4 protein-coding genes are annotated in these 10,655 nt (G+C 40.3%); all 4 read right to left on the bottom strand.

Annotation, left to right across the window (positions count from 1 at the left end):
* The coding region (locus PLE33_08850) for a hypothetical protein (protein ID HPS61348.1) at positions 1-195 on the bottom strand (195 nt) is incomplete at its 3' end.
* Positions 196-361: 166 nt separating this feature from the next.
* Entirely contained in the window at positions 362-1,099 is a 738-nt protein-coding gene (locus PLE33_08845; protein HPS61347.1) for a hypothetical protein, read from the bottom strand.
* A gap of 303 nt (positions 1,100-1,402) precedes the next feature.
* The gene (locus PLE33_08840; protein HPS61346.1) at positions 1,403-9,622 is read right to left on the bottom strand and encodes a choice-of-anchor J domain-containing protein; all 8,220 of its coding nucleotides are present in this window, start codon (positions 9,620-9,622) and stop codon (positions 1,403-1,405) included.
* Positions 9,623-9,673: 51 nt separating this feature from the next.
* Entirely contained in the window at positions 9,674-9,901 is a 228-nt protein-coding gene (locus PLE33_08835; protein ID HPS61345.1) for a hypothetical protein, read from the bottom strand.
* Positions 9,902-10,655: the final 754 nt, after the last annotated feature.

Genomic DNA, 10,655 nt, shown 5'->3' with positions numbered 1-10,655 from the left:
CCCTGCAAATGAGAACAAATATCTTCTTTCACGATTGTGGAATTTGAGGGGTTGGTGTAGCTCGGTTGGAAGGGTGCGGAGTTCTTGTTTTAACTCACAATTTTGAAATGAGAAGACCAGAAAATACTCGGTTGCCAGTGTTTGCAGTTTATGGGTTGTATTTTCAACGATGGCAGTAGCAAAATTGTAAGTCAAAACAAGCTGTTTGTTTTGACTCTAAACCGATCCTTCTGTGGTTTGCAACGAGATGCAGAGGTAACAGGTAATTTTATTTATTGTCCGATACTGTCAAAGCGGGGGAGTTTTGACTCTAAACCGATCCTTATGTGGTTTGCAACGATATGCAGAGGTAACAGGAAATTTATCTTTTGTCCGATACTGTCAAAGCTGAAGCTCGGTTTAGAGTTAAAACAAAAATTCGTCGCGAAGTTTCTATCTCTGAACAATTCCAACCCATTCCTGCTGGTTTGAAAAAATACTTTCTTTCACGATTGTGGAATTTGTGGGGTTGGTGTAGCGCGGTTGCCAGTGTGCGGGGTTCTTGTTTTAACTCACAATTTTGAAATGAGGAGACCAGTTGTAGCGCGGTTGTTAGTGTTCTCAATGTGTGGGATGTGGATACAAATTTGCCTGTGGCAAAATTGTAAGTCAAAACAAGCTGATGTGTTAAAACAAAAATTCGTCGCGAAGTTTCTATTTCTGAACAATTCCAACCCAGCCCTGCAAATGTGAAAAAAAACTTTCTTTCACGATTGTGAAAATTGTGGGGTTGGTTTAGCGCGGTTGCCAGTGTGCGGGGTTCTTGTTTTAACTCACAATTTTGAAAAGAGGATACCAGTTGTAGCGTGGATGTTAGTGTTCTCAATGTGTGGGATGTGGATACAAATTTGCCTGTGGCAAAATTGTAAGTCAAAACAAGCTGATGTGTTAAAACAAAAATTCGTCGCGAAGTTTCTATTTCTGAACAATTCCAACCCAGCCCTGCAAATGTGAAAAAAAACTTTCTTTCACGATTGTGAAAATTGTGGGGTTGGTTTAGCGCGGTTGCTTGTGTGCGGGGTTCTTGTTTTAACTCACAATTTTGAAGTTTGGAGACCATTTGTAGTGTGGATGTAAGTGTTTGCAATTTGTGGGTTGTGGTTTCAGAGATGGCAGTGGCAAAATTGTAAGTCAAAACAAGCATCGGGTTGTGGTTTCAGAGATGGCAGTGGCAAAATTGTAAGACAAAACAAGCTGGAGACCAGAAAATACTTGGTTGCCAGTGTTGTGGATGGCAATAAAAAATGTTACGAGTTGGCAGTCAAAACAAGCTGAAAACAAAAAGCCCCCGGAAAAAAAACGGGGGCTTGGATAATTTGTATGCCGCAAGCTGACCTATTATGTTCAGCTTGCAGCAGGAGTTTTATTTTTTAGACCTATCCGGAATGTCAGTATTTACAGGGTTAGGATTTAACATATCTACAACATTAGGGTTCAGATTGGAATTGCGGTAAGAAGAAACCGCCACCACTTTGAAGAATTTTTTATTTACTCCGGTTGTATTATAGGTATAGCTATGATTTGGTTCTCTAACAATAACAGGAGTTTGTTCAGGGAAGTTATACGGATCGTCAGACACATAGATTCTATATGCTTGAGCGTTTGTTACTTGCCCCCAACTTAATTGAACACCTGAAGTAGTAGAAGTTATAGAAACTACAGGGCTACTAACTTCTACAGGTGTGGCAGAAGTAACAGCAAACTTTGTAAGAGGGATGGCAGTTGCTGTATAGGGAGTAAGTCCCGAAGCTGCAGGATCTTGAGGATTAATAATAACAGTATCGCTAAACATATACCTTGTCCGATAATCGGTAGTTCCTAAAGTTTGCGTGTAGAAACTGGTTCCACTCAAATATGAAGTATCCATAGGACGATTTACTCTCACTGCCAGATTGTTACCTGTATAGGCAAAAGGAGTATTGAAGGGAATGAATATCTCTGCGCGTCCGATGGGTACTGTTATCACAGCATCGGCAACTTGAATATAATCGGTAAAGCTGAGGAAAGCATTTTGAACTGAAGATTCAGTTGTGTTTTTCATCCAGATTTTGATAGGTTTATCTTGTTGCACAACAGTGGAGGTAGAGTAATAATAGATACCTGCTATAGTTCCAGCTGTCATTTGCATTTCCTGAGCGGAGTATATTGTTTCCGAAATGCTGTTTTTCCACAAATAATGTACAGGGTATGAACCTGTTGAAGTAGTTGTTTGTATATCACCGGCAATTGGGAAATATGTATCCTCAGGTAAAACAACTACTGTCATAAGAGCCGAAATGTCATTAGCGGGTTGTGTATCTCCTGCAAGAATCACTTTAGCATATATACTGTATGTACCAGTTGAAGAAGGATTCCAATTCAGCTGATAAATGGCTGTAGAATCAGAAGCAAGATTAGCACCGGTTACAGGATAAGTAGAAAGGATTGTTTCACCAACCCGCAGTTGCACTTCAAAGTTATTCTGAGTAAGAAGTCCTTTATTTTGAACGCTTACAGAATAAGAACTTTGATTACCAACTAATATTGCAGAAGAACCCGTTAGCTTGGTTACAGCTAAATCGTTATCAGTCAATTGTTCTACCTGGATGTTATCAATATATAACGAACGATATGTTCCGCCCAAACCATGCTTAAAACAGATATATTGATCGCTTCCGGAGTAATTATTCAGTTTGTAACTATAAACAGTATGAGTTGCAGTTACAGTTATGGAAGCAAACTGGGTAAAGATACCGGTTCCGTCAGCAGTTGATGAAGTTCCTACTAATAATGTATAGCCAGCAGATGAACCACGCGCAGAAAAACTTAATCTCACTTGATTCATAGGGATCATAACTTGGGGACTAATGAGTCGTAAATCTGCCGAAGCATCTGAACTGTTAGTTAAATATACAGAATTAGGTGAACTTACCGGGTAGGAAGTTATCGTTTGCACATAAGCAGAAGTGGAGGTGGAATTAATGTATCCGGTCCAGCCCAAAGGCAGATTGGGTGTAGTTACTCCATCAAAGTTCTGAGTGTAGGGTGGATAAATACGAGGGTCAGTGCAGGTTCCACTAAGATTAACAGTGTATGAACTTCTTCTCATTATATTTTTGGAAGCTGGCTCACCATAAGTAATAGTAACGGTACCTGTGTGAACTTCTGAACCGGTAGTTGCCACTAAAGGAGTATAAGCAACTTTAAAGGTAGTAGATTGATTACTTTCAAGAGTATAGTCACTGGCATCCTGAGACAAAGAATAATAGCTTCCGTTAACGATAATACTATTAAGAGTAAGAGTGCCAACACCGGTATTGGTAATAGTGAACTGCTTAGTAGAGGTTTGATTGATAACAGTTAGCGGATAGGTAACATTACTTTCAGCAGGGGAAATGGAAAATTCTGGTTCTGTAGGGAAGACGCGAATATTGATATCATCCAAACTGATATACCAGGGAGTACTATTAATCCACCCATTAATCCCAATGTAATAAGTTCCGCTGGTGGTAGGAGTAAAGGTTCCAGCTAAGTGTTGATAATCACCATTGATAATACCGGTTTGAGGGATAATGGGATTAGTCATTCCGGCAATTGTAGGAGCACTACCATAACTGACCATCATTTTTGCATTTGCAGCTGTAGCACCATCCTGACGAGTCCACAGCCCAATTTCATAAGTAGTGTTAGCAATTAACTCAATGGGACGGAATAACCAGGACTGTCCGCTGTAATGTAAGGTAGCATTAAAAGAACCGGTTCTGGGAGTTCTATTATAGCCGGTCTGAGAAGAATTCGCTGTCCAGTAATATGATGTATATGCAGGTCCGGTAACCTGTGTCCAGTTTTTAATAGTAGTAGAAGCATCAGTATTACCAACTTCAAAGCCCTCAAAGAAAGGCAGAGTAGAAATGGTTGGGTCTTCAACCACTGTTCCGGAAACCTGGATGGTAAGAACAGAACCGGGAAGAGGAGTGGGTTGAGTAAATGTAATAACTCCACTATAAGCTCCTAAATCCGTTGGAATAGAGAAGGTGTAGGCTAATTGCATAGAACTATTGGCAGGAATAGTATAAGGTGGAGTTCCACCAAAAGCAAAATGCTCACCTGCAGCACTAAAGGTTAAAGATTGTGACGGGCTTACATTTTGAACAGTTATTTCTCCTGTTTTTGTTCTTCCGGCAAAAAGAGTACCCAAAGCTAAGGTTGTTGGAGCAGAAATTTGCTTAATTGTAGTTAACTTTCTCGGCAAACAAGAAGAAAGGCGTGTCCTTCCTCCATCGTTGTAAGGGATTATTTGCCAGTAATAGTTCGTATTGTAATTAAGCAATTGTCCTTCGTTATATACATCAAAGCTTAGTTCTTCGGTCATAGACCAGAAGGCATTGTTAGTTGCTTCATCATCATCTTCTATAAGATAATTTAACGAATCACAGAGAATTCTTACATAATAGCCGATTGCTTCTCCACCGGAAGTGGGAGGAGTCCAGCTAAGAATTACAGAAGCAGGATTAACAACTGCATTAGCTAAAGGAGTTACTAAGGCAGCAGGACCGGGAGCTTCAGCCGGGATAAAGATTATGGGTCCAATTACTTTATCCATATAGACAGTGCCAGAAGTTCCATTAGGAATGCCTTGGAAAGCAATTCTGTAATTACCACTCAAGGAAGCTGTGCCTGGAACGGTATATTGTGTGTAAGTGGTAGTAAGAGTGAAAGGAGTTCCTAAAGCAGTATAGCCAGTTCCATCTATGCTGGTTCCGTAATATGCTTGCAGCTGAAGGTTGGCAACAGTTGAACGCGCATAGAAAGTTACCGAATTGCTTGTCGGAGAGAAGATCAATTGAGGCGTTGCCAGATAGGAACTGCTATTAGTAGTAGTTAAGACCAGACCCGTTGCTGCTGTTCCATCAAAATTACTGGCTGTTGTTCTTTGCCAGGCATTTTGACCTTCACCTTGCCAAGCAACCCAGCGCACTGGAGGAAAGACAATTTCTTCAAAACCTTCAGCAAGAGTTCCTGCAGCAAAGATTTCTACATTGGTAAGAGTAGCAGTGTTATCAGTAAGATCATTATCAGCAGGTAATTCTGCAGTGAAGGTAAAGGTTCCGGCAGTATCAGGAGTCCAGTTATAGGTTAAATTCACAGAGGAAAGATGACTAAGATTGCCAACCGGAATTGTTCCGATGGTTGTTTCACCTTGTTTGATAGTAACATTTTTACCGCTGGAATTAGTGCCATTGTTCTTTACCGTAAAGTTAAAAGTTAATTCACTTTCGGTAAATTTATACAGAGGAGTTGCCGTAAATGCAGTTACAGCCAATTCATTATATGGTCTGGTAGCGACGGTAACATCATCTAAATAAACATATTGGGTTACATTATCACTGGTATCCAAACGGAAGGACACATACTGTCCGCTACCTGCATAGCTGGATAAATCAACTGTATAAACTGTATCAGTAGTAGTTAGAGGGATAGCGGCAACCTGAGTGAATGTAGAACTGGAGCTTAAACCATCTACAACACCAACATAAAGATTACGACCAGCTGTTCCTCTTGCCCAGAATCTTAAGTATAAATTATTCAATGCCGAGTTAAATGCCGGGCTTACTAAGCTAACTAACGCTCCCGGGTTGCTGGAAGGATTATACATATAGATATTATTAGGTGAGGAATGAGGGGAAGTAGTAGAAACATTCACAACCGCATAAGTAGAAACTGAGTTTATCACAGTCCACCAACCGAATGCAGGATTAGTATCAGCATCAAAATTGGTTGTATAGGGAATCGGGAAAGCAGTGTAGAAACTATAAGGTCCCGTCCAGGCACTATTATTGTCAGCGTCTTTGGCTCTTACATAATAAGCATAACCGGTAGAAGAAGTTAAACCATTCAGAGAGTAGGGCTTGCTTATATTATTAAGTAAAGTTCCTGTGCCAAGAACAAAACCAAGAGCTCCCCATTCCAGGTCAAAAGTGGATAAACTACTTGTCCAGTTAAGAATGGCAGATGTTTCCGTAATATTTGTTGCCGTCAGTCCTGTAGGTTTGGCTACCCAATAAGCTTCTAAATTCAAATTGTCAATGGCAGCAGGTGGCTGAACACCTGCGGAACCATCATTTTTCCAGGTTATGACCAAGCGTTTGGTAGTCCCAGCCAAGTCGCCGCTAATTGGGATAGCGATTCTTGTCCAATCCGTAGTAAGATTATACCAAGTGTTTCCGATCTGTCCTGAACTTAAATCAGTTCCTGCTACAGGGGTAGTTGTAAGATCCACAAGAAATACTTTCAATCCGTCATAAGTAGATTCACCACCACATTTGAACATAAAGCTGAGCTCAAAATCCGCTGCCCCGGAAGTGAAGGTTATATCCCGATACAGATGAACTACGGATGATGTTGTATTTGTGAAAGCATTGGAAACACCATTATCATTAGTGACATAAGCGGATTGGTTTCCTGCATAGTGAGTTGCTGTCCCCACATACCATTGATTTGTTTGAGTTCCATTTACTACAGTCCAATGATTGGGCCAAACCTCAAAGGTTTCGGTTAAAGGCAAAGTAGCCGGGTTTTGCGGAGTTGAAGCATTAGCAGTTAAGCCACTGGCAGAGAAGGAATAGTAAGTAGTTCGTTCTGCAGTAAGATAACTCCATACCTTATAATAATAAGTGGTTCCATCGTTTAAACCGGTATGGCTGGTAAGCCCTGAAGCAGGTCCCATATAAAGAACAGTGCCACCACCGGTAATTGGATTACCAATGCTATAACCGGTAGCTAAGGGTGTTCCAAAAGTGCTGTTATAACTCCAGGCAACCATAATATTGGCAGTAGCTGTTACACTTAAATTTATTTGACTGCTACTGTATGCCGTGGCTGTAAAAGCAGAAGGTGCAGCTGGAGCAGCAGGCAATGTTGTTTGAGTTCCGGTTAAAGGACTGGTCCGATTAAATTTGGGAGCTCCCACGCCATTGATGTTCATTGCAAAGATAGTGCAATAATATTGTGTATTGGCAGTAAGACCTGTTGCCGTGAAACTTGTGGATGCCCCAAAACTTAGGACTATTTCATTATTACCCAAATTCTGTGCAGGGCTGTAATATATTCCATCCACAGGGCTAAAGGTTAGCGTAGCATTTTGATGACCAATAACCAAATATCCTTCAGCAGCAGGAGAACTTGCCGTAAAACTACCGGTTATGGAAGTTGAATAAGGAATCAAAACAAGATTCGTGGGTTGGGCTGTAGGTGTTTGACATTGCAATTCTACCATAAAATTGCCTTCGTGAGCTCCAATATCCGGGGTGGAAGCATTTCTAACAGTTCCATAGATATCTGTAGTTACATAAGGAAGGGCTACAGCTTTTCCTTCAGCCGGGGTGGGAACAGTGGTTAAGATATTTAAGGGGTTATCAGGATCAAACTGAGGGTTTGATGGACGGCTGTTTGCATCCTGACTACTGGCTGTTTGCCATGACTGAAGGGTTGCATAGTTAGTTGAAGAACCGCGCACCGGATAACCACCCAAGGAATTGGCAATATACATTATATTATGATCGGAAGTTGAACCTGTAGCACCAATAGCTGTAGCGCTATAGGAATATAAAGCTATATGATAAGGAGTGGAATGACCTGCAGATACATTTGCCAGGATGTTGTTTCTAACATAATGGATTCCGGCAGCAGAACTGAAGTATAAACAAGCACTACTTAAATTAGCGGGTCCATCAATCTTTACGGAATTATAGTCCACATAATAGGTAGTAGTTGCACTGGAAGAAAGGTAAATTCCATATAGATAGAATGAAGTAGTGGCTGTTGTATATCCATGGCTTTGACCCCAGACCATATTGTTATAAATCTTAAAGGTAGAAGTTCCAGTTGGGGAAACATACATACCATAGTTATAATAAGAAGAGGTTCCTGTATAGGCAATATTATAAATCCTGTTACCGCTGATTACATTTTCAGTTCCTTTTCCAGAACTAATATATATTCCATAAACGGTAGATGAATATCCCATATTACGCACAATATTACCGGAAACAGTTAAATTTTGTTGGTAATAAGTATAAATGCCATAAGCACCAGCAATATCCCCGGCAGTAGTTCCACCAATCGTGCAATTGAGAATTTTATTATATTCATCCAGATAGGTTGAGGAGGTTTGATAAATGTAAAATCCACGATAGGCATTTTCAATAACGATGTTTTGATAAGTGTTATTAGAATTAGTGCCTCCAGCAGCAGTAGGAGTTACACTATAATATTGATAAATACCATAACAGGAAGAACTGGTCCGATCCAAAATTATCTTACAATTCTTTATAGTATTGTATTGAGCTCCATCTGTTGCACTGGCGGCTTTTATGTAATAACCATAATAGGTTGTGCTACCGGTAGGACGGGTTACATCAATGCCATCAAAAGTTATGTAATCTCCACCTGAAATTTGGATTCCGGCAGTAGCGGTAGTTGGTTTAATAACAGGATTTTCGCCAGTTCCGGATTTCTGGAATATGATTGGATTGGAAGCAGTTCCCGTTGCTGTGATAATCGGAATGTTTTCTTCAAATACAGAGCCGGCGGAAACATTAAAAGTTACACCTCCTGAACCAACTCCACAACCATTTAGGGCATTTACGGCATCAGTGAAAGTAACATAATTCCCTCCACTCCCTATTGTTTTTGTTCCTGTTAAGGGAGGGTTAACTGTCGTAAAAGTCCAAGTAGGGCAAGCCGAAGCTTCTCCATATCCATTATAAGGGGTTATTTTCCACCAGTATTCAGTGCTGTTAGCAAGATCGGGATCATAAGTGGTTACGGCTCCTAAATCGGATTGATTGATAACTGTTGTAAATGGGGATACAGTTCCAAAAGATAATTTGTATCCTGTAGGCGCACCACCTCCGGATGACCAATTAAGTGTCTGCGATAAGAGAATATTGGTAGCACCGTTAAGAGGGCTGACAAGATTGGCAGGATTGGGAGGAGTAGTTATCTCATAAGGAGTATAAGCTATCTGGATATTAGGACGGTAAGAGCTTAGAGTACCATTTCCCGTAGGGGGTGTTGTGTCCTGATACCAGTTTTGATGAGTGTTAGTTACCGAAGTATATTGGACACCGGGTCCTCCGGAACTTCCACCTGCGGAGCTACTTCCAGTACCTCCATAGTTTCTTTCTACCAGAACTATTAATCCAAAACCATTATCAATAGCAAAACTGCTGGTGAGAGAAAAAAGATTCCAACCTCCTGCAGGTGTGTCACCATAGTTAGAATCATATACAAGAGTTGCTCCGCTGATCATATTTGCCCAAGTGTCCGCACTTGCAATAGTAGTTGCAGCAGTTGTTTTTAAATATATTTTCGTGGGAACGATTGCAGTTGTAGCAATAGTAGAATACCAGGCAAGCGAAGATATACTTAGATTTTGGCTTCCCAATTCAGCATCTGTATAGAGAGCAGCACTTCGTTCATAACCGAAATATGAACCTAAGGGATATCTCTGGACGCTTGTTCCTGTGCCAATAGTAATTGTATCAGCAAAGACGAATGCTACAATCAGCATTGCAAAGCATATAGTTAAAAGTTTCTTCATACGAAAACTCCTTGTTTAGATGTTTTTTCTCTTGAAGAGTTAGTTTATTAGTTAAACGATAGGCATTACCTTTGTTCTGTAACTTAAAGTTTGGGGTTTAATCAATGGCAGGTAAAGTAATGCCGGGTTTGATTTTGAATAGTGAAAAGAAATATGAAATGGAACTGCTGTTTCTGCCGGAGTAACTTCATATAATGTGCGATGATTATAACTAAAATACACCGGTAGAAAAACAGAAGGTTGCATTTCGTTTATATACAGGATTGATTTTTTAGCCACCGAGACCACCGAGACCACCGAAAAAAACGAAAAAAAAGTTAAAAGAAGGAAAGGGATAACTAATATTGGAAATAGGTATGAATATAAAGAGAAGATTTTGTTTATACAGGAGCATTTCATTAGAGGAGGGGAAAAAGGATATACAGAAGTAGATATTAAGGAGAATAAGATTATGACGGATAAACATACATTTCCTGTTAGAAAAATGATACTCTTCGTCCCTTGACTAACTTTTACCCCCGAATAAGTAGCCACTTTAAAGTTTTTTGGGCTCATTTCCCTTCCTCATTTGTAGAGACCAAAGTTCACTTCTTCGCCTTACTATTATTGGAAGAAATCAGCAAGGCGATAACAACATAACAAGACATAATTTCTATGCCTTTAAACAAAATAATCAGATAGAATACCTTGTCAAGCAAAAAATGAAAAAATTCTTCTGCTATCCCTATTTTTACAAGTAGGGAAGAGTAAGTTGCTGAATAAAAGAGGGTTGAGAATACCGGAAGGTTGACCTCCCGGTCAACCTAAATCCCCGGAAGGTTGACCTCCCGGTCAACCAAAATCCCCGGAAGGTTGATCTCCCGGTCAACCAAAATCCCCGGAAGGTTGACCTCCCGGTCAACCAAATTAAACGATCAGGACATCGTAGTCGGCGGGAGGTTTTGACTCTAAACCGATCTTTCTGTGGTTTGCAACGAGATGCAGAGGTAACAGGATATCTATTTTTTTGTTCGATACTGTCAAAGCGGGGGAG

The sequence above is a fragment of the Candidatus Cloacimonas sp. genome, assembly GCA_035403355.1.
In the GTDB taxonomy this organism is placed as follows: domain Bacteria; phylum Cloacimonadota; class Cloacimonadia; order Cloacimonadales; family Cloacimonadaceae; genus Cloacimonas.
This window is presented reverse-complemented; position numbering and strand designations above follow the sequence as displayed.